This is a genomic window from Clostridium fungisolvens (assembly GCF_014193895.1).
GTDB classification, from domain to species: Bacteria; Bacillota; Clostridia; order Clostridiales; family Clostridiaceae; genus Clostridium_AR; species Clostridium_AR fungisolvens.
Window position 1 is genome coordinate 2,991,927 of record NZ_BLZR01000001.1, and the last position, 21,982, is coordinate 3,013,908.

Annotated in this window: 14 protein-coding genes; 5 read left to right on the forward strand and 9 right to left on the reverse strand. The window is 31.5% G+C overall.

The window, feature by feature from the left end:
* Window positions 1-31: 31 nt before the first annotated feature.
* From bsdtw1_RS13120 to bsdtw1_RS13155, 8 genes are all read right to left on the reverse strand, one after another.
* Window positions 32-2,611 (reverse strand): UvrD-helicase domain-containing protein, encoded by a 2,580-nt coding sequence (locus bsdtw1_RS13120; RefSeq protein WP_183278010.1) that lies wholly within the window; start codon window positions 2,609-2,611, stop codon window positions 32-34.
* A 60-nt stretch (window positions 2,612-2,671) separates the two neighbouring features.
* Window positions 2,672-4,063 (reverse strand): MATE family efflux transporter, encoded by a 1,392-nt coding sequence (locus bsdtw1_RS13125; RefSeq protein WP_183278011.1) that lies wholly within the window; start codon window positions 4,061-4,063, stop codon window positions 2,672-2,674.
* 187 nt (window positions 4,064-4,250) lie between these two features.
* On the reverse strand, window positions 4,251-5,870 hold the full coding sequence (locus bsdtw1_RS13130; protein WP_183278012.1) for a beta-N-acetylhexosaminidase: 1,620 nt from the start codon (window positions 5,868-5,870) through the stop codon (window positions 4,251-4,253).
* A gap of 454 nt (window positions 5,871-6,324) precedes the next feature.
* Window positions 6,325-6,552, reverse strand: a complete 228-nt coding sequence (locus tag bsdtw1_RS13135) for a single-stranded DNA-binding protein (RefSeq protein WP_183278013.1) — start codon at window positions 6,550-6,552, stop codon at window positions 6,325-6,327.
* Between the two features lie 366 nt (window positions 6,553-6,918).
* The gene (gene pgmB / locus bsdtw1_RS13140; RefSeq protein ID WP_183278014.1) at window positions 6,919-7,557 is read right to left on the reverse strand and encodes a beta-phosphoglucomutase; all 639 of its coding nucleotides are present in this window, start codon (window positions 7,555-7,557) and stop codon (window positions 6,919-6,921) included.
* A 78-nt stretch (window positions 7,558-7,635) separates the two neighbouring features.
* The gene (locus bsdtw1_RS13145) at window positions 7,636-9,324 is read right to left on the reverse strand and encodes a glycoside hydrolase family 3 protein (RefSeq protein WP_183278015.1); all 1,689 of its coding nucleotides are present in this window, start codon (window positions 9,322-9,324) and stop codon (window positions 7,636-7,638) included.
* Between the two features lie 169 nt (window positions 9,325-9,493).
* Entirely contained in the window at window positions 9,494-12,385 is a 2,892-nt protein-coding gene (locus tag bsdtw1_RS13150; RefSeq protein ID WP_183278016.1) for a glycoside hydrolase family 78 protein, read from the reverse strand.
* 542 nt (window positions 12,386-12,927) lie between these two features.
* On the reverse strand, window positions 12,928-14,316 hold the full coding sequence (locus bsdtw1_RS13155) for an MFS transporter (RefSeq protein ID WP_183278017.1): 1,389 nt from the start codon (window positions 14,314-14,316) through the stop codon (window positions 12,928-12,930).
* A gap of 494 nt (window positions 14,317-14,810) precedes the next feature.
* On the opposite strand from bsdtw1_RS13155, the gene bsdtw1_RS13160 reads away from it, so the two are divergent.
* From bsdtw1_RS13160 to bsdtw1_RS13170, 3 genes are all read left to right on the forward strand, one after another.
* Window positions 14,811-15,863, forward strand: a complete 1,053-nt coding sequence (locus bsdtw1_RS13160; protein ID WP_183278018.1) for an AraC family transcriptional regulator — start codon at window positions 14,811-14,813, stop codon at window positions 15,861-15,863.
* An 804-nt stretch (window positions 15,864-16,667) separates the two neighbouring features.
* Entirely contained in the window at window positions 16,668-17,120 is a 453-nt protein-coding gene (locus bsdtw1_RS13165; RefSeq protein ID WP_183278019.1) for an NUDIX domain-containing protein, read from the forward strand.
* 379 nt (window positions 17,121-17,499) lie between these two features.
* Window positions 17,500-18,069, forward strand: a complete 570-nt coding sequence (locus bsdtw1_RS13170) for a CPBP family intramembrane glutamic endopeptidase (protein ID WP_280514167.1) — start codon at window positions 17,500-17,502, stop codon at window positions 18,067-18,069.
* A gap of 175 nt (window positions 18,070-18,244) precedes the next feature.
* Here bsdtw1_RS13170 and bsdtw1_RS13175 read toward each other — a convergent pair whose 3' ends face one another.
* Window positions 18,245-19,924: a ribonuclease J gene (locus tag bsdtw1_RS13175; RefSeq protein WP_183278021.1), complete on the reverse strand. Its 1,680-nt coding sequence runs from the start codon at window positions 19,922-19,924 to the stop codon at window positions 18,245-18,247.
* Window positions 19,925-20,829: 905 nt separating this feature from the next.
* Between bsdtw1_RS13175 and bsdtw1_RS13180 the strand changes: the two genes are divergently transcribed.
* Window positions 20,830-21,057, forward strand: coding sequence for a hypothetical protein (locus bsdtw1_RS13180; protein WP_183278022.1), 228 nt, complete (start codon window positions 20,830-20,832; stop codon window positions 21,055-21,057).
* Between the two features lie 170 nt (window positions 21,058-21,227).
* The gene (locus bsdtw1_RS13185) at window positions 21,228-21,929 is read left to right on the forward strand and encodes a GNAT family N-acetyltransferase (RefSeq protein ID WP_183278023.1); all 702 of its coding nucleotides are present in this window, start codon (window positions 21,228-21,230) and stop codon (window positions 21,927-21,929) included.
* Window positions 21,930-21,982 lie beyond the last annotated feature (53 nt).

Below are 21,982 nucleotides of genomic sequence, written 5' to 3' on the forward strand. Positions count from 1 at the left end.
TTAATATTCTTAGTATCTTCTAGTTCTCTCATCATATGCTTCGCATTTCTATATAATAATTGTGGATATCTTCTAAGGTTTTATGTACCAAGCTACCAAAGAAGGTTATTGTAGTTCTCGCAGGGACAAAATTATACTTTTTATAAATCATATATTTTCTAGGGCAATCACTGTAAGCTAAATAATCAGCAGTATAGGAATAAACCTTTGCTATAGTTTCATCTTTCTTACTTGCTTTAGGCATTAAATCCACATCTAGACTTTGAATTAAAGGAAGTCTAGCATTTGCAATATCATCCTTAAAATATGGATGGATTCTTTGACCTAAACCTCTAAAGTTAGGTATTATAAGTAAAATCTCTGCTCTGGATAAAGCTACGTAATAAGATCTCATTCTATCAAAATGAGCTATTTTATTTAATGGTTCATATTCTCCATTTAGATATGGTCTTACTAAAGCCTCCAATTTATTCTCATTATTCATAACTGGTGGTACTGCTCCTAAGATGACCACAGGAAACTCTAAACCTTTTGCCTGATGGATAGTTAGAAATGAAACTCTACCTTTTGGTATTGGTTCATCTTTAATCTCATAATCCCCTTCTTCTCTTTTATATAAAGCCCCTAAATAAGAAGTTACAAATACTCTCTCAAAGGTTCCTTCACAGAGCGCTTGTCCAGTTATTAATCCAAAGTTATGTTCAATAAAAAAGTGAAGATAGTTAGTTATATTAGACAAATTATAAATCGGACCTTCATCAATGCCATTTTCAGCATCGTCAAAGATGTTTTTAAATCTTTCAAAGCCACATAGCTGATAAAATAAATCTAATAGATTCCAATCTAAAGAATTAATCCTAGTAATAAGCCATCTATAATTTAGATTTATACCTTCATTGATTTTCTTTTCTATTATCTTGCCTAAGGATTTTTTATTAAGTTCCTTTTGACCTGTTTCCGATAACTTATTATTTAAAGCAGCTTTTAAATTTTCAAAGCTTTTTTTATTTATTTGGTCATCTAAAGAAATTTTATAATTTTCCATATACCTGAGTATTTCAAAGTAATCATTTTTTAAGTTATCTAATTCAAAGATTGTTTTATCAATAAAGCATTGAAGTTCATAATCCTCAGCTATTATATTCTCTGCTGAAAATAAGCATTGCTGTATCCAATCATTAAACTCCTTATGTTTTCCCACATTAAATCTTTCATCTATTTCTGGCGTTCCAAATAAATAAAATATTAAACCAAACATGTCCACAGGTTCTGAATTATCAAAAAATCTGCCTGCACGAGGAGCATAAACCTCTATACCTATATTTTCAAAAGCAGTTCTTAATTTGGATGCATTTTTATTTCCTTTTAAATAAGTAAATAACACCGCAACCTCTGATGGATCTGATATAACCTCTTTATCTAGCATTTCCTTTACTTTAAGTGCTATTTCTCTGTACACTTTATCAGGAGATTCACCTACGGTGGTTACTACAGAGATTCCAGAATCCGTACTATGTGCTTTTATGTTTTTATCTACATTTCTATAGTACCTGCCGTTTAGCGCTTCATGTGCCCAGTTTTCTTTTTCTATAAAATTAGTGTAGTAATCAACTATATTCTTTCTAGATCTATAATTAATATTTAGCTTAATTTTCTTTGGTTCAACACCTAAATTATCCTTGCATCTAATATCAAACTGAACAAAATTTTCAACTGTTGCTCCTCTAAATCTATAAAGCGACTGATCATCATCACCTACAACGCAGATATTCTTGAATTTATTTGCAAGCTTTAAAAATATCTTTTCTTGAATGTTATTAGTATCTTGATATTCATCTATTATGATGTGTTTAAAAATCTTTTCACTATTATAGCTTTCACATAAGACCTTATATCCAAATTGCTGAAGTAATGACAAGTCAATAGTTTGTCTTGGTTCATTTCTGAGACTTTCAATATAGAATTTGTATAGTTTTCCTAGCATAGAAAGTGTTTCATCACCTTCTGGATTATTTATCACTCTATCTACATCTATACATTCTTCTGAAAATCTATTAAATAGAGATATTAAAGAATTTACAATGGCATTCTTAGAAATAGATCTAGCCCCTAAGTATTCTTTTATTTCTTCCTTATATGTATCAGAAAGCCTTAAAACGCTTTCAGCCCTACCTAAGAATTTATTGCTGCTGACATAAAAATACTGGTCTATTTCCTGCAGGATAATAGGGAGTTTTTTCTTCAAGTCATTTTTAAATCTTTTATCTAAAATAAATCTTTGACATAATGAATGTACCGTTCCTACATACATATTAGAGATATCATAGTATTTTTTTGTTTCTGCTGTGGCAAGAGCTAGAAGCGAAGTTAGTCCTGCTTTAAGCTGCTCCGCTGCTTTCTCTGTAAAGGTGCTTAAAAATATTTCCTCTGGATTAATATCATGAAATACTATTAAATTTACACATCTCCATAGAAGTACTCTAGTCTTACCTGAACCAGGACCAGCCACTATATATAATGGACCATCAATATTCTTTATAGCCTCTTCTTGAGCTTTATTAGGGTTAAATCCACTCTTAATAAATAAATCCTCTATACTAATAATACTCACCCTCTCATCCCTATATTGTGTATTATTTTACCATATAATATCTTATCTGACATCAGATTTCTACATAGCTATTTCCGAATTTTCCTTACGAATATTTTTAGCTAATACCTTCTTAAATTGAATTGCAAAAAGGCTAACTGTAGTCGAAACTGCCATAAAATCAGCTACCGGTTCTGCTATGAATACAGCAAAAACCTTGTCATCAAAAAAATTGGGTAGTATAAATATCAATGGTATTAAAAGAATTATCTTACGCAATATTGCAAGAAAAAGAGAAGATTTTGCTTGTCCAAGCGCTATAAAGGTTTGTTGACAGGCAGTTTGTGCGCTCATAAGAAAGGCTACCGCCATATAAATCCTTATTGCCCACACAGTGACTTTAGAGAGTTCAGCATCAGTACTAAAAATAGATACAAAAACCTCAGGGAACACCATCATAAATATCCAAAATACCAAAGCAAAGCTTACTGAATAAAGTATAAGTAACTTAAAGGTATTCTTTACACGATCATTATTTTTAGCTCCGTAGTTATAGCTCATGATTGGCTGTGCTCCTTGACCTAGTCCGCTCAAAGGAAGACTTAAAATCTGCATCAAACTGGACATAATAGTCATTGCACCTACAGCCATATCTCCTCCGTACTTTTGAAGAGAGGAATTAAAGGCAATATTCAAAAGACTTTCTGTACTTTGCATTACAAAAGGTGCACTTCCGAGCATTAGTACTGGAACTAAAACAGTTTTTCTAAGGTGCATATTTTTTCTACGTATTCTAAGCTTGCTTTTATGTCCAAACAAGAACTTTAGTGTCCATATGGCAGAGCAGGCTTGAGCTATTACATTTGCAGCAGCTGCACCTTGTACTCCCATATTAAGGCCAAATATAAAAATTGGGTCTAATATAAAGCTTACTACTGCTCCGATAGTAACTGTAAGCATACTAATCTTAGCGAAGCCTTGAGTTGATATAAAAGTATTTAAACCTAAGGCGATTTGTACAAATATTGTACCTAGTATATAGATGTTTAGAAAACTTAATGCATACGGAAGTGTTTCAGCACTTGCACCAAACATCAATAATAGTTTTTTCCCAAATGCGAAGAAAAGTAACGTTAATATTATAGAAATTCCTATTAAAGCTACAAAACAGTTCCCTAAAATTTGCTCTGCTTCTTCATGTTTATTCTGTCCCATTCTAATAGAAGCTCTTGGAGCCCCACCTATACCAATAAGTGCACTGAAGGCTGAAATAATCATTATTATCGGAAAGGTTACTCCTACCCCTGTTAAAGCATCTGCCCCAACGTTTGGAATATGTCCTATATAAATACGATCAACAATGTTATATAGCATATTAACTAATTGAGCTATAATTGCAGGTAAAGCTAAACTAATTAACAATTTACCTAGTTTTTCTTTTCCTAATTTGTTAACTTCACTTTTATGTTCCATTTGATACTCCTTAATATTAAAAACTTAACTATACCTTTTATTTTAATACTAATAATGGTAAATTGTATATAATAAAAGGCTCCTATACTTATGGTAAGTTCAGTGGTTCGATAATTATAGTTTCTTATAATTAATGAACCCTTTTACTTAACCGTTAAGCTAGGAACCGTATATCAATGTAGAAAAATTACTTAATCAAATTAAATGTCCACACACTATTATCCTTGTAGAAATTTATTCCTTGATTTCTCATCCTTTCTTCTTGGCTCTTTAATCTATTTTTATACTCAGCCCAGTTTCTTTCTGATTTAGGTGTCCAACCTATTTCTCCATATCCTAGAAGTCTTGGATATATCATATAATCCATAGCTTTCTCATCTGGAATTGTTTCTGTCCATAGTGGTGCCTCTATACCTAAAACTAAGTTCTTTGGAGCAAAATCTGTAGGATCCCATGTATATGCAGTTTCTACTGGAATATATCCTGCCCAGTTCAAACCATATGGTGTTGTTTCATCGTATTTCATATCAAGGTAAGCTTTTTTTGCTACTGAGGTGATAATATTCATATTTTTTTGTCTAGCTGCATTATTTGAATCCTTCCAATTTTGAAGTACTACACTTGAGTCTATTGAAGGAGAGGTGTCAATTGGATCCCATCCTATAGGAGTCTTACCGTATTTCTTAACTATATCAGCTACCCTTCCTACAAAATAATCATAGTCTGGTTTCTTAGTACTTAAGGCTTCATCTCCACCTATATGAATATATTTCGAAGGAGATATCTCAGAAACTTCTCTAATTACATCTTCAATAAATCCATATGTCTTCTCATCATGAGTCATAAAAGAACTAAAGCCTACCTTTGTACCTGTATACAAAGGTTTCTTTTTACCATCTGGATTTAAAAACCCGTAAGAAGCTAAAGCTGCATTGCTGTGACCAGGCATATCAAATTCGGGAACTATTTCTACATATCTATCAGCTGCATATCTCACTATATCTTTAAATTGTTCCTGTGTATAATAACCACCAGGTCCTCCACCTACTTTTGTACTTCCACCTATAGTAGTTAAGTCTGGCCATTTCTTTATTTCTAAACGCCAGCCTTGATCATCACTAAGATGTAAATGAACCTTATTTATTTTATATTGAGCTGCATGATCTATTTGACGTTTTATTTCATCCACAGTAAAAAAGTGTCTAGCAACATCAATCATTAACCCTCTATAACTATATTCTGGTTTATCATCTATAGTTGAAACAGGGATGCTCCACTCTACCCCTGAAACTAAGGCATTTTTCTCAATAGCTGGAGGCAATAACTGCCTTAAGGTTTGAACTGCTCTTGAAATTCCTTCTGGCTTGTATGCTGTTACCTTTACACCTTCTATAGTAGTCGCTACTCTGTATCCTTCATTTCCTTTAGCTGCCTCTGCTCCAACTGTAGTTAAATAAATGCTTTGTGCTGGAACTTGAATATTATCTGCTCTTATAATTTTCAATTCAAAGCCAGTTGAAGCATTCAGCTTTTCTCTTAAAAATTCTGCTACTCTACTGATTTCAGCTGTCTCATTTTCATTATTTCCTTTTACATATATTGAAGTATTGTTTGTAAGAATAAATTTACCGTTTCCTTTTTGATAGTTTAGAGGTTTTGGAATTATATTATTACTGCTCTGTGGTAAATCCTTAGCTTTTACCTCATATTTTCTCGCATAAGTCATCGTTGAAAAAATCATTACTACAATTAACAATAGTAGTCTAATAGATTTAGACTTACCTTGTTTATCATATGTGCTTTTCATTTGTTCACCATCCTTATTTATTTTTAATTTTATAAAATCTTATAGAAATTAACCATAATTCTAATAGAAACTTTATTTAATGGTAATCTCCCTAGAAACTTCATTATTAGCTTATAACAGAATTGAAAAATAAATACTGTACATTATTTGGAAAGTCTGTCAGGCAACCTATTATTCATTAAGTTCTATCATGTTTTAAGTACGTTACGCATACTTATCCATAGATATAATTGAATTATAATTTTCTAAAGAATAAAAAAAAATCAGATTTGAATTGATTAAATCTGATAACAAAATATTTATTAAGTTAAAATAATTCAAACTAAGTATAGGAATACATTTACAAAATTTTTAACAGCTCAATTAAATATAACGGAATTTAAAATCTTTAACTTATAAAAGAATTTATCCTTTGCTAACTAATATTCTTATTAGACATAATACTCAGTAACAGTTATTCTTTTAAATACACTTGCTGATTTGAAGAGGTTTTATCTAGAATGGTTACCTTTAGCGAGGAGTTATTACGTACCTCGTTAAGAAATAAAATACCTAAGTTAAGACGGGTTGATTTGTTTAGTCTTTTCCACACATATCCCTTAAATAAGTCTTTTACTACGAATTCTTCTCCTGATTTAAGATTAGATACTTCTTCTATAACTGTGCTCAATAATGGATTCATAAAGTCACCCCTTGATACGATTTTAAGTGTAAATGTAAACATTTCTGCTTATTACAATATATACGGAATACACAGAAATATTATTACTGTTAGAATTTTTTAGTTTCATACATTTTTTTATCTTGTTAATATAAGTAACTATATGAGCCTTTATTTAGTATTATTCCTCTCTTTCAATTTAAGAAAAAAGCCAGATTCAATTTTCATTAAATCTGACTCTTCTTTAGTAAGTGATATTAAGGTAGTATTATTATTCTTTTGGGATCATGTTCATTTAATCTACAAATTATATTATAGGTTTTAAGATATATGATTTTAATATCCTTTTTTGTAAAAGATATTATCCTTTCTTGCACCCTGCTAAACTTAATCTAGTATACTTAGCAGATCCTTAAAGGAATCTAAATTATAAGTAGCTTTTCCACTAGATACCGCCTCTCCAATTGCTGCACTATCCATTTGTCCCCCAATAGCTGCTTCAAGCCCTGCTACAGCATCCTCTACTACCAAACATTTTTCTGCTGATATATTTAGATACTCTGCTGCTTTTAAAAACACCTCTGGATTTGGCTTTGACTTCGTGATATTATTCCCATCAGAAATAGCATCAAAGAAATCTCCAAGACCTATTTGATTTAATATAAACTTTGCATTTTTACTGGATGAACCAATTGCAAGCTTTACGCCTCTATCTCTAAGCCCGTTTAGAGTTTCTCTTACTTCTCCACTTAAATCCTTTTCTGACATATTCTTAAGTAATTCTTTGTATATATCATTCTTATCTTCAGCATATTTAAGTTTTTTCTCCTCAGATATTACTCCATCATATTTTTCAAGGATAATGTTGAAGCTTTCCATTCTGCTTACTCCACGTAGTCTATGGTTTATAGTTTCATTAAATTCTATATTAAGTTTATCAGCTATAGCCTTCCAAGCTTCATAATGGTATTTATCAGTATGGCAAATTACTCCATCTAAATCAAAAATTATTGCTTCGTATCTCATCTTCTCCTCCAAATATATCCTCTTCGTTTAGGTTACTCTCTCCATAACGTCCTATTAAATGTTAAATACATATCTAAATTAATATCTTGTATCTTCTCTTCCACAGAATGGATCTATAGGACTAACTCCCTTAAACTCACTTCTTCCAAGAATCTTTTCAACTACTTTTTCTAATACAAAATCATTATTTGAGTAGCAGTTTATAAAGGTCTTAACCATTGGCGCATCTAATAAGTTATATGGATTCCCTACGCTTATAAACATGGCTGGAACTTCTTCCACAAACCAAGGAAGGTTATTTCCAAGTCCGAAGAAAGTATGCCAATTTATACGTGATACAGTTTTATTACTTGCATTTTCTATATTTCCTATATATAAAACAAGATCATACTTACTTTTAATATCAGCCACATTATCAAGAGGCATCCCGAAATCTTCTTTAACATATTCCGTAACCTCAAATCCATCGGAAGTTAATAAAGCTTTAATCTTTTCATTTACACGTTTATTGGATGGGAAGTCCCCTAATATCTGAAGTAATACTCTCTTATGCTTTTCAGCACTTATAGGAAGTAAATCTTGAGTATCCTTTACTAAGGTTATAGCCTTATCTGCACAGTCATAAGCCCAAGCTCTATGTTCTTCACAACTTATAACTTTAAGTTCTTCGTCATCTGGATATAAACTTCCATCTCTTTGTTTATCATGAAGCTTTAGAGCTGCCTTAGTAGCCAATATCCTTGTTAATGCTTCCTGTAATCTTTCCTCTGTTATAATCCCATTTTTATACCCTTTCATCATGAAATCATAGTCTTCAGCTAAGTCCTTATTGAATAAGAACATATCACAGCCACTAGCAATTGCTGTTGGCACTGATAATTCCCTGCTCATTGCAGCAGTAAAACCAGCCATTGGAGTAGCATCAGTAACTATCATTCCATTAAAACCTAGTTGTTCTCTTAAAAGTCCATTAAGTAGCTCTGGAGAAAGAGTTGCAGGAACTACCTTACTTGGAAAATCAGGATTAAGTTTCTTTTGATATGCAGGCATGGCAATATGTCCGATCATTGCAGTCAAAGCACCTGCCTCTATAAGTCCCTTATACACTTTACCAAAGCTCTCGTTCCATTGTTCACAAGATAAGGTATTTACAGAAGTCAGAAGATGTTGATCTCTTTCGTCAACTCCATCTCCAGGGAAATGCTTTATAGAAACTGCTACATTACACTCTTTTGCTGCTCTTAAATACTCTAATCCGTTAGCTAAAACCTTTTCTGGATTATCTCCATAAGTTCTTACATTAGTTATTGGGTTTCTGAAATTCATGTCTATATCTACAACAGGTGCAAAAGCCCAGTTACATCCAACAGCTGCACCTTCTCTGCAAGCTATCTTTCCTAGCTTATAGGCATACTCAGTATCATTAGTCGCAGCTACCTCCATCTGTTTAGCAAAGGCTGTCCCATCTGATGCTATGCCGTCTCCCCCTGCTTCTAAGTTAGCAGCTATAAGTAGAGGCACCTTAGAATTTCTTTGAAGAAAGTTGTGAGTTTTTTGCATCTCTTTACTATCACCAGGTCTAAATAATATTCCTCCGATATGCTTACTTAAAATTTCATACTTTAAGTAATTTTCGTCTGGTGACATTCCTATAGGACAAAACAACTGCCCAATCTTCTCCTCTATAGTCATAGTATTTATTGTATCTTCTACCCATTTTATATCTTCATCTGATAAGTAAAATGGCTTCTTCTTTAAATCAATCATTCCTCTTCTCCAATCTCTGTTATATTAAAGCTTCATTTTTTTCTAGTAATTCTGTTGTGATAGAAGATGAACCACTCAACAATAGTTCACCTTCGTAAGACAACTAGTTAACTGTTTTCATTTAATCAGTTCTTATGATTAAATTTGTATCTCTTGCATTAATAAAATCTTATAAAATACTGATTGCTTTACTTTTTAGTTCACTATCAATTTTATTAAGTGCATAATTCCAATCAATTCCTAAGTCCATTCCTCCACAGCTTATTTGCTTTAATGTATTTTGGAATAAGAAACTTAACACTTGATTGTTTACTAAGCTTGGAATAACCTCATCTAATATTTCTTTAACCTCTACGTTATTAATTAATTCGCAAAGTTTATTATCAAGATTATATATATACCTATATTCCTTTGAAGGCATGTACTCAAAGTTGTATCTTCCAGCTGTAAGCTTACAAACTACATTACTACCTTCTTGAACCGCATCTATGTCACTTTCAATTAATGAACTTCCATATATCTTCACATTTTCTAGTAATGCATCAGGAAGTATTAACTCTGCTGTGGTGTTAAATGGAATCTCAAATTCAAAGGTTAATATTCCTTCATCACTTAATTTCCATCCACTTTCAATAGGTCCATTTGGAGAATTAAAGTTTGCCTTCGCATATTTTAAGCTTCCATGTGGTGTTGGCTTAAGTCTTATCTTTCTAAATCCAGGTACATCTTCAACTGGGTTAATTCCACACATATTTCTATACATCCATTCTGCAATAGAACCATAAGCATAGTGGTTTAGAGAGTTCATGCCTGTATCACCAATAGTTCCATCTGGAAGTACAGAATTCCAACGTTCCCAAATAGTTGTTGCTCCAAGCTTTACTGCATATAACCAGCTTGGATAATCATCATTTAATAAAAGTCTATAAGCATCTTCATTTGAGCCATTTTCTGATAATACTCTGCAGAAATAAGGAGTGCCAACAAAGCCAGTAGTTAGATGCATATTGTCTCCATCTAATTTTTCTCTTAAGTCCTTTATAGTTCTTTCTCTATGATCTTCTGGAACTAAATCCATATAAAGAGCTACAATCATTGCAGTTTGGGTATTTATTGCGCTTCTTCCATTAGGTGTAAAATACTCTCTTAATATGGCTTGTTTTATTTCTTCAGCTAGGTTTGAGTATTCTTCTGATAACTCTATCTTGCCTAATATTTTGGAAGCCTTAGCAACTAATTTTGCTGAATAGCAGTAATAAGCTGAAGCTATATAGTACTTGTCCGTTCCACCAGTTAATTCTGCAGGGTTCTTTGCATCTAAAGCTAACCAATCGGCAAAGTGGAAGCCCACTGTCCAAAGTCTTCTTCCTCCAGTATTGTCATCGATACCTTTGATATAATCCACCCAGTCCTTCATAGTATCAAACTGCTGTGCTAAAAGCTCCTTATCTCCATAATGTAAGTACAAGGTCCAAGGAATAATTGTTGCAGCATCTCCCCAAGCAGTTGATCCATTTCCATTAACTATCCCCACTGGATTTTTAGGTTTAATAGAAGGTACAACAAATGGTACCGAACCACCTAGTCTCTTTTGCTCTTCACGTAAGTCATACATGTATTTAGTGTAAAAAGCTGGTGAATACATATTAAAGCAAGCTGTGGATGCAAATACCTGAGCATCTCCTGTCCATCCCATCTTTTCATCACGTTGAGGACAATCCGTTGGCACATCTAAGAAGTTTCCTTTTTGTCCCCATTGAGCATTTTTAAATAATTTATTTACAAGTGGATTAGAAGTTTCAATGCTTCCTGTTAACTCTAAATCTGAGTATATTACGCAGCCTGTAAAGTCTTCTAAACTAACTTCCTTAAATCCAGTAAGTTTTACATATCTAAATCCGTAATATGTGAAATGTGGCTGAACCACTTTACTAGTTCCATCGCTTATATATCTAAACTCTGCCTTTGCCGTACGAAGGTTATCTCTATAGAAGCAATCATCCTGAAGGATTTCTCCAAACTCTAATAGAAGTTCTTGTCCCTTTTCAGCAGAAGCCTTAAATCTTATCCATCCTGTCATGTTTTGCCCCATATCCAATACTGTTTCACCTTTTTTGGTGTGTATTATTTCAATAGGCTTAATCTCTTCTTTTATCTTTACTGGAAGGCTTAGTCTTGCCGTTAGCTTTTCATATCCAATATCTATTAGTTCTACAGCACTCCAATTTCTCTCATCAATACCTGGCTTTGACCATCCTTCTATTTCAGCATTAGCATCATAAACTTCTCCATCATATACTCCACTGAATTTAACTGGTGCCTCTATGGCTTTCCAGCTTTCATCAGTCCCAATAACTGCAGTCATACCATTCTTTAAGGTAACTACTATTTCACAGATTAAAGCAAACTTGTCTCCATAAAGCTCATTGTATCCACCGTCAAAGCCATATCTACCTTTATAAGTTCCATTGCCTAGCATTACACTTAAACAGTTATCCCCTTCTTTAAGGAGCTCTGTAATGTCATAAGTTTGATATTGAAGCCAAAAATCATAGGCATTAAAACCGGGAGCAAAATACTCTTCACTAGCTTTCCTTCCATTCACTTCAAACTCATAAAGTCCAAGTCCACACATGTAAACTCTTGCTGAAATTACTTCCGATGGAAGCTTAAATTCTTTTCTTATTATTGGATGAAGCTCCTTATCAAGGCTTGGAGTAACCCATTTAGCTGTCCATGGTTCTTCAAGCTTTGCTGTTTCAAACCATGCTGTTTCACTAGTTGCAAAATCGCCACTATCTCCCCAAACAGTAACTCTCCAAAAATAACGAGTTCTAACACTTAACTTCATCTCTGGATAAAAAGCCAAACTATCTATATCCTCTCTTATACCACTATCAAAAACTATGTTTTCAAAAGCCTCATCCAAAGCTATTTCTACCCTTGCTGCAGTTTGAAATTTAGAAACTGTATCCTCTGTAATCCAAGACATACGAAGTTTCCCTAATTCAAAACCCAATGGATTTGTAATATGATTGGTTCTTAAATTCTTCACTCTCATTCTTTACAACCTCTATTCTTATTTTTCTAAATATATATTTGTTATCACTTATAACTTTATTTATTAATATAGAATTCCAAATAAAATCTAATTCATTTATTTTTATATACATTTTTTAATTAAATACAATAGACCTTCTAATAAAGCTTCAATGTATAAACCCTATAATCTCCATTACACCTCAATTGTAAAATATCTAACTACAAAAACAAATGGAGTTATTTACTTAAAATAATATGCATTTTTTAATCTCTACTTACGTTTTCAGATATTCACACCCAACCAAGCTTCCCTTCATTACTCCCGCTATAGCATTGAATTCATTAAGCAATACTATAAGTGCAGGCTCTTATATAAAATAAGAATTAGTATAAGCTTATTAAGACGCCGGATGATTAACCGCCTAAATATGAAAAAAGCATTTTAATTCTCACCAAAAATAGAAGAACATGCATCAGGAAATTATAAATCTCCACCTATGCATGCTCTTACAAAAATTCTATAAGCTTTATTTCTCAATTGGTCTTAAAGCATTATCTTGCTTATACTTTACTTGCATTTCTTTCTTGAAGTTCTTTTAGTATAGTTGGGTATTCCTTATCTAACTTATAAGGAACTAAAAGTAATATTTGAACAACTAGTACTACTATAGGTATGAATATAAACAGCGCTTTGATTGAATAAATTGCAGCTGCTGATTGAACTGCTGCTCCTCCTACATATCCTCCAGCTGCTAAAACCCAACCTATCAGAGCTCCACCAAGTCCTGATCCGGCTTTTCCACCATAGCTTTGTGCGCTGAATACTAAGCCTTCAGTTCTGTTACCAGTCTTCCATTCACCATACTCAACTGAGTCAGCGATCATAGCAAAACCTACACCTGTTCCTGGTGCTGTTCCGATACCTCTTATTACTGCACCTATTATTACCATGCCTGCATTAGTTGGATTAAGTAAAGTTATTACATATCCTACTATTGTGATTATATTTCCCGCTATATTCATATTTCTTTTTCCAAATCTTTTAACGAAAGGTGCTAGTATAAATAGTCCACCAATCATCGGTAATAACATAGCTAGTGAAAGAGTTCCAACAAGATTAGGATTACCTAATATATATGTTGCATAATAAATGTTCACTCCCATAGAAATGGCCATATTAACACCGTTTGCAAGACCATTTGCAGTTAGAATAACCCAATATTTATTCTTAAATAAGCCCTTTAGTCCTTCTAATACTGGAACATTTTCTTTCTTAACATTTTCAACTTCTGCAGAAGCTCCAACTCTTTCTTTTGTAAAGAAGAAAGTTATAAAGAATAATACACAAGCTATAATACCAAATATTAAATATGCCATTGTCCAGCCTTTTTGCCCTCCACCTAATGCATTAACTACAGGTAAAGTAAGCATTGTAATTCCAAGACTTGAAACTAAAGAAAATATCATTCTAACAATGTTTAATACTGAACGATCATATTGATCCTGTGTCATTAAGGAGCTTAATGTTCCATAAGGTACATTTATAGAAGTATATATGATATTAACAATATTATAAGTCAAGAATATATAAATAAGTTTGCCTGTTTCACCTAGGTTAGGCACTGAAAATAACAGAACAGTTGCTATTGCGAAAGGTATACTCATTCTTAAAATCCAAGGACGAGCTTTTCCATACTTTGACTTAGTTCTATCAACAACAAACCCCATTATAATATCAATTATTCCGTCAAGTAAACGTGAAATAAGCATTATAGAACCAATAGCAGCTGCACCTACTTTTGCAACGTCTGTATAATAAAATACTAGGAATGCACCCATTGAAGAAAATATTATATTATTTGCAAAATCACCACATGCATAAGATATCTTTTCAAAAAATCCGATTTTGCCTGTAGAAGCATTTACTGATGTATTAACGTTTGTACTCATTTTTATCCCCCTCGGAAAAAATAGTTTAAAGATTATTTTCTTTCATTTAAATTTGTTAAAAACACTCTTAAATATCCTGCCAAACTTATATGCATTTTTTAACCAACAATTGAAAGAATGTTATGAAATTTATATTATTTATCATCGATGATATCGTTTATATTGTTATTATAATTCATATACAGCTCTAAACAAACTGCATAATTTATTGCAATGAATATGCATTTTTTAATATAACTGCTTTTTTATTGCTACAGTTCAATTTTTCTTAATAGGGATATAAATTCTTATTTACAGCGGATTTCAAAACCGTTAATATTAAAAATATAATAAATTACATTAAATTTGGCATATAAAAATCAGCATTTTTTATTAAAGTTACAAAAACGGATTATTATAGAGTTTTTAACTTAACCATTAATTTATACATTGAAAAAGCTATAATTCAAAACATTTTACATATGCATAATTTAATATCTTAATAAGGTGATAAAATGACTATAAAAGAATTAGATAAATACCTAAAGACCTACACAGTAGATGAGCTTTTCTACAAAGAATACTATTTAGCCAAACAAGACCCTGTAAAACTTAAAGAATTTATTGATAAGGCAGATATGAAACTAATTAAGGAAAAAAAACTTATTGTCCCAGATATAGACGATGTAGATATAATGGAACCCTACTTACTTATTGAGGAATATGTATTTGAACATAAAAAGGATTATCATATTCTAGCTTCAAAACATTTCAGATACACACCTGAATTTACACATAAACATTCATTCTTCGAGATGATATACGTGTACTCTGGAAAGTGTGAGCAAAATATAATGGGTGATAAGATTATATTAAAGGAAGGCGACATATGCATTGTTCCTCCCGATGTAGAGCACTCCATATCAGTATTCGATGACTCTGTTGTAATAAATGTAATAATAAGAAGCACAACCTTCAACGATACCTTTTTAGAAGTACTAAGTGAAGAAAATATTCTTTCTTCGTTTTTCACCAAAATCTTATATACAAAGAATTATAATAACTATATTATCTTCAGAACAAATAACAGTGATTCAATCAGAAGCTTTATGTCAAACATAATCATTGAAAGCATTGAAAATCAGCAGTATAGCAATAAGATACTTGATAATTTTCTAATGATTCTATTTGCTCATTTACTAAGAGATAAAAAGCACACGGTAGAATTACCTCAAGAATTACAGAAGAGCAATAAACAACTAACTTCAATACTTACTTATATTCAAGGAAACTATAAAACTGTAACCCTAGAAGATTTATCAAAGGAATTTCACTTTTCTGTGCCTTATCTAAGCAAGCTTATAAAGGCAAATACAGGCCATACTTTTAAAGAAATGATTCAGACCATAAAACTCAATAAAGCAATCGAACTTCTTGCTTCTTCTGACTTAAAGATACGTGATATAAGCGATCTTATTGGATATGAAGATGACAACCATTTTATAAGAACCTTTAAGAAGGTTTATGGTGTGTCCCCTAACCAATATAGAAAAAACATAATGGAATAATATATCTTAAAACAAGTATTAGGAGCCATTAAATGTTAAGCACTATAACATTTGATGGCTCCTACTTAATTAATTTAATGTAATAATTTAAATTTAAAGTACCTACTTTTATTCTATTTGCTCTTCTTACCATCCCTAATTTCTAAACACCTTTTCCATGCATCCTCAGCACTTATTTCGTTATTTTTCAATTCATTTTCTAATTGTCTAAGCATTTGTACTTCCTTTAGACTTGATTCACCATTGTTATTTAGCTTTTCTTCTGGTTTTCTACCAGGCTTTTCTTTAACGAAATTCTCTATAGATTCCTCAATAATAGATATTCCTAGATCAATTTGTTTGATTACTTCTTCTTTATTAGGAACCGAATCAGAAATCCTAGTTTCTGAAGCTTTAATCTTTAAATTTTCATCTAAGCCTTTGATTTCGGCTTTATGACATCCAGAAAATAAAAGAGCTATTCCAACAAAAAGGTTATAATTAAAGACTTATCTCTATCTATCATTAGTTAATCTCCTTTATGTACTAACATTTTTTAATGTTGGTATCCTATCTACATCTATAAAATTATACCTTGATTTACTTATAATTACAATTTAAACTATATATTGGAATATTATTCAAAACACTAGATTATTTCTAAGAACTATGTTGCGGTTAATATAGGCATCCCAGTTTATTCATTTAAAATATGCTAGCAGATATTTTAACTATTCAAAATATCTTAATTGCGCTTTTATAGAAACAACCTAATCTTAATGTTGCCTGGACATAGTCAAAATTAATAAATTAAGGAGGAAAAATATGAGCAACCCACTTTATGTGATAAATGTTGAAGCTGCAATCTATAGAGAAGATAAGTATTTAATTATAAGAAGAAGCGAAAAAGAAGAACATGCCCCAGGAGTTTTATCTTTAGTTGGCGGTAAGGTTGAAGAGAAAATAGCTGAAAATAATGTTTTAGAGAATTCTTTGAAAAGAGAAATCTTAGAGGAAGTTGGAATTGAAGTTTCAAACGCCTTTCACTATATAGAGAGTAATTCTTTCGTATCGGATAAAGGGTATATGGTAGTAAATATAGGTTTTCTATGTAAATATGAATCAGGAGAGCCTAAATGTGTATCTAAAGATGAAGTTAGCGAAGTTCACTGGATGAGCTATGATGAAATATTATCAAATCCTAAGGCGCCTAGTTGGTTAAAGGCAAGCCTCAAGAAAGCAGAAAGCGTTAGGTTAAGAGTAGAAAAAACAATTTAATTCTAATAGCTCGCTCATAGAGCATCTCCTGTATAACCACTTAATTTCAATAATACTCTTAAACATAACATAAACTTAACCTTAAATTTATAATTTTTAGCATTGGAGAATAACTATGCCACATATAAGGAAATTTTCTCAAGCTCATACGTACATTTTCGCATTTACTACAGCATTAATAGCTATAGCTCTTTTGTATATCAGTAACTTTTTTATGTCTAAATCCAACGGTAGATTGGATTATAATTTAAACGGCATAATCACTTATCTAGTACCTTTAATTTTTGTTTTTGTCATCTATGTCTCTATAACGAATATTAAATATGTTACCTTTAATAAAAAAGGCATCTTGAAAGGCTTTTTCCTTGGTTGGCCTTTTATGTGTCTAGGCTTATATAATATTATAGGACTATTTCGGGGTCCCATTCCCTTATCTTCCCCTAGGATAGAGAAAATATTTTTCTTCACCATAATAATGGTTTTAGTGGGAATTTTTGAAGAATTTCTCTGCCGAGGAATTATACTAAATTCCCTAGTAAACAAACTAAACTCTACCAAAGCAGGACTAATAAAAGCAGTAATATTATCTTCATTTATTTTTGGCTTAGGACACTTAGTAAATCTTATTGTATCTCCAAATCTCATAATCAGCACTTTATCACAAATAATTTATACTACCTTGCATGGAATCTTATTTGCAGCCATATATCTTAGATGTAAAAACATATGGTCAGTGGTTCTTCTGCATGCTGTATATGACTGGCTAGTTAAGGTTTCTGGAATCTTTCATGCTGTTAGCATTTCTGCCACTCCAGTTGATATTTCTCCTTTATTAGGAATAGTGAATATTTTGTTTGCATTACCTTTTGCTTTAGTTGGCCTATTCTTACTTAGAAAAGTTGCTATCGAAAATATAGATAAATCTGTATCTACTATAAAATCAATGTAATGATATTATTTATGAAGCGCTACTATGAACATTACCTAACGTTTTTAACACAAAAATAAAGAGTTCAGCCAACAAAACTTGACTGAACTCTTTTATATTATTCACAAATCTTTATATATACTGCTTTTAGCACTTTAATTTTATATACACCGCTTAAATTTCCAGATGCTTAAAGTTATATTTCTGTTATAACTGGTAAAATCGTAGGTTTTCTCTTCATCTTTCTGTAAATAAAACCATCTATTTCTCGTCTAATATTATTCTTTATCTCTGACCACTGCATTACATTGTTATCAAGGCATTTTTCTACACTTTCAGTTGCTATCTGCCTAATCTCTTTAATTAATTTCTCAGAGTCTCTAACATATACGAAACCTCTTGTAACTATGTCTGGTCCTGAAATTATTGTTTTACTTTCTTTATCTATAACTACAACTACAGTTATGATTCCATCTTCACCTAGATTTTTTCTGTCACGAAGCACAACATTACCTACATCTCCGACTCCAGATCCATCTATAAGAATTCTTCCAGCAATTACCTTGCCAGCCTTTTGAGCCTTCTTTCTAGATACCTCTAAAACATCTCCTATCTCTAATAAGAATATGTTTGATTTATCCATTCCAATGCTTTCTGCAATTTCACCATGTCTTTTTAAATGTCTATACTCACCATGTACAGGCATGAAGAACTTTGGCTTTAACAACGTATGAACAAGCTTAATTTCCTCTTCACAAGCATGGCCTGAAACGTGTATATCCTCTATTGCCTTATAAACTACATTAGCACCCTTTTTTGTTAAATCGTTTATAACATTAGAAACAGGCTTTTGGTTTCCTGGTATAGGTGTTGCTGAGATAATAACCATATCTCCTTTTTCTATTTGAATGCTCTTATGAGTCCCAAGTGCTATTCTTGTTAATGCGGACATTGGTTCACCTTGGCTACCAGTAGTAATTATTGTAATTCTATCATTTGCATATTTTTTAATATCATTTAATTCTATTAATACACCGTCAGGTATAGTCAAATATCCAAGATCCACAGCAACTTTACATATTTTCTCCATACTTCTTCCACTTAAAGCAATCTTCCTATTATGCTTTACAGAAGCATTAGCAATTTGCTGTATTCTATGAATATTTGATGCAAAGGTAGCAACTATTATTCTGCCATCTGCCTTTAGAAAAAGATTTTCTAAGGCCTCACCAACAGTTCTTTCAGACATTGTATATCCCTTACGAGTAGCATTAGTACTATCAGCCATTAGAAGCAGTACACCTTTTTTACCTAATTGTGCATATCTGTTTAGGTCTATAGTTTCACCATCAATTGGCGTAAAGTCAATCTTAAAATCACCAGTGTGAACAATAATACCTGCAGGTGTATGCAAAGCAATGGATACACTATCTGCTATACTGTGATTTGTTCTTATAAATTCAACCTTAAAATTGTTACCTATGTCTACAATATCTCCTGCTTTTATCAAATTTAAACTACAGTCGTTAAGAATCTTGTGTTCTTCTAACTTACTTTCAATTAACCCTAAAGTTAATTTTGTTCCATACACAGGAACGTTTAATTGTTTTAAAATATATGGTAAAGCTCCAATATGATCTTCATGTCCATGGGTTATAAAAAATCCTTTTACTTTATCCTTGTTCTTCTGCAAATAAGCTATGTCTGGAATTATAAGATCAATTCCAAGAAGTTCTTCATCAGGGAACGCCAATCCACAGTCTATTATTACTATCTCGTCTTCATATTCGAAAACAGTTAGATTTTTACCTATCTCTCCTAAACCACCTAAAGGTATAACTTTTATTCTACTTCTGTTTTTAATTTTATTTGTCATTTTTTCTCCTTACTTGTAACTAAGGGTATAGAGAATCGCTAGTACGCCTTTAATTAGTGATTATTTTGCGCATCTTTCCTTTCCAAATTAATCTTAAAGAAACTTTGGAAAGTAATAAACCCTCTTTTTTTATTCTTCAGCCTAGAAAAGACTATCTTTTTCTTATAATAAAATATACTCTTCCTAATATTTATCCACATTATAATTTTCAAAAGAATAAAAAATAGAACTTAGTTACTACTAAATTTTTAATATCGTTATATTTTTTTGATCCCGATCATCAATGTTACCTATTAAAGTTTTTCATCTCTAAAGTTATTTTGTCTAAGGAATTTATATCTATGTATCACTTCATATGTCTTCAAAATTTTAAAATTTCGGCTTAAAAACAGTAGAATTTTAAAAATGTTTTTTCCATGGAAGTGATGCAACTTTAATAATTTCGCAAAGATTGAAAATAAACTCAAATTATCCGCACGTTAAAGTTTCTTGTATAAATATTTTTTGCATTTATAAAAAAACTTGAATAAATATAAATCTAGAATAAATTTTAATTAACTTATATTCATTCATCTTCTTTTATAAACATCTATTTATTATATTTCCCTTTTTTTATTAAAAATATCTGGTTTTTCTAAAATCGTTCTCAATGTGATATTATCACGAGTATCATCATTCAGTCAAATTTTATTAATTTTATTCCTATAAATTTAAAGAAAATTCTAATTTATAGGTATTAATGTTCTTTTAAAATTGAATAATACGGTTCAAAAAGTAATAGTAAACTTTTTATATAACATAATTATTTCTTAGGATTAATTGGTTTTTAATGGTATAATTACAAGTAATTAAGTCAGAGTAATATAAGTATTTAAAAAGTACTACACAGGAGGAATGAAAATATCATGAATAAGTGGATAATCATTACTTTAACAGCTACTGTGTTAGGCCTAATTTTAATGTTAGTTTCATTTATAGAAATACGGAAAATATCAAAAAAATTAGATCAAATGGATGAAACAGAAATTGTTCCTGAAAATATAATGTTAAGCCTTATTAAAAATCAAAGAATAGAAGTATTAGGAATATCAATAACTGCAATATCAGGGATCATTCGTGTGTTTTTAAGATAATGTTAATATAAACATAATTATAGTTCGCAGTAGTAAAAAATGATGAAGTAATAAAAGATACTATTTAATTCATAAAATAATTAATAGAGAAGAGGTGCATTATGATAAAAATTGATGATTCCAACAGGCATTATTTAAAGAAACTTTGTTCCTGCAGGAAAGATGATATTATGCTGTTATGGTTTCTTGAAGGCAATCCCTACTGTGATGCATGGGTGGACGATGTAGTACATCCAGAAGAAGCTGTTATTATTGCAGCAGATTTTTGCTACCTTCTGGGTGAGGTAAAACACCTTGATGAAATTGAACAGACATTAGAGGAGAATGCTCGATATAAGATTATTATTCCATGTGGACTGCAGTGGGTTAAATATTTGAATGAACACCTATCCGATAAAGTTCGCTGCTACAAGAGGTATGCAATAAAGCATGAGCCCAATGTTTTTGATAAGAATAATTTAAAACAATTAATTAAGAAAGTTAATCCAGTATATGAAATTAAGCAAATTGATGATGTTATATACAAGGAAGTTCTAAGTATAGATTGGGCTGCTGATGGATGCTGTTTTTTTAGGTCATATGAGGATTTCAAGAAAAATGGTCTGGGGTATGTTATATACAAGGATAGACAACTTGTTTGCATTGCATCCTCGTATATTACATACAAAAGTACCATTGGAATAACGATAGGAACCTTGGAAGAACATAGAAGAATGGGACTTGCTGCAGCCTGTGCTGCTAGCTTAATTTTGACTTGTCTTGAGAGAGGTATTTACCCTGAATGGGAGGCAGCAAATATGAATTCAGTAAATTTGTCGGAAAAATTGGGTTACCATTTTGATAAGGAATTTGAAGTCTATTCGCTTTTATAAAAAGAATTAAGTATAAAGTTAAAATAATATATTATTAATTCGTAATTTTCTAA

Excerpts from the sequence above, each read along its gene's own strand:
- bsdtw1_RS13175 (WP_183278021.1), bottom strand. The coding sequence starts at position 19,924 with ATGACAAATAAAATTAAAAACAGAAGTAGAATAAAAGTTATACCTTTA.
- pgmB (WP_183278014.1), bottom strand. The coding sequence starts at position 7,557 with ATGAGATACGAAGCAATAATTTTTGATTTAGATGGAGTAATTTGCCAT.
- bsdtw1_RS13150 (WP_183278016.1), bottom strand. The coding sequence starts at position 12,385 with ATGAGAGTGAAGAATTTAAGAACCAATCATATTACAAATCCATTGGGT.
- bsdtw1_RS13125 (WP_183278011.1), bottom strand. The coding sequence starts at position 4,063 with ATGGAACATAAAAGTGAAGTTAACAAATTAGGAAAAGAAAAACTAGGT.
- bsdtw1_RS13170 (WP_280514167.1), top strand. The coding sequence starts at position 17,500 with ATGTGTCTAGGCTTATATAATATTATAGGACTATTTCGGGGTCCCATT.
- bsdtw1_RS13155 (WP_183278017.1), bottom strand. The coding sequence starts at position 14,316 with ATGAGTACAAACGTTAATACATCAGTAAATGCTTCTACAGGCAAAATC.
- bsdtw1_RS13145 (WP_183278015.1), bottom strand. The coding sequence starts at position 9,324 with ATGATTGATTTAAAGAAGAAGCCATTTTACTTATCAGATGAAGATATA.
- bsdtw1_RS13165 (WP_183278019.1), top strand. The coding sequence starts at position 16,668 with ATGAGCAACCCACTTTATGTGATAAATGTTGAAGCTGCAATCTATAGA.
- bsdtw1_RS13135 (WP_183278013.1), bottom strand. The coding sequence starts at position 6,552 with ATGAATCCATTATTGAGCACAGTTATAGAAGAAGTATCTAATCTTAAA.
- bsdtw1_RS13180 (WP_183278022.1), top strand. The coding sequence starts at position 20,830 with ATGAATAAGTGGATAATCATTACTTTAACAGCTACTGTGTTAGGCCTA.
- bsdtw1_RS13160 (WP_183278018.1), top strand. The coding sequence starts at position 14,811 with ATGACTATAAAAGAATTAGATAAATACCTAAAGACCTACACAGTAGAT.
- bsdtw1_RS13185 (WP_183278023.1), top strand. The coding sequence starts at position 21,228 with ATGCTGTTATGGTTTCTTGAAGGCAATCCCTACTGTGATGCATGGGTG.
- bsdtw1_RS13130 (WP_183278012.1), bottom strand. The coding sequence starts at position 5,870 with ATGAAAAGCACATATGATAAACAAGGTAAGTCTAAATCTATTAGACTA.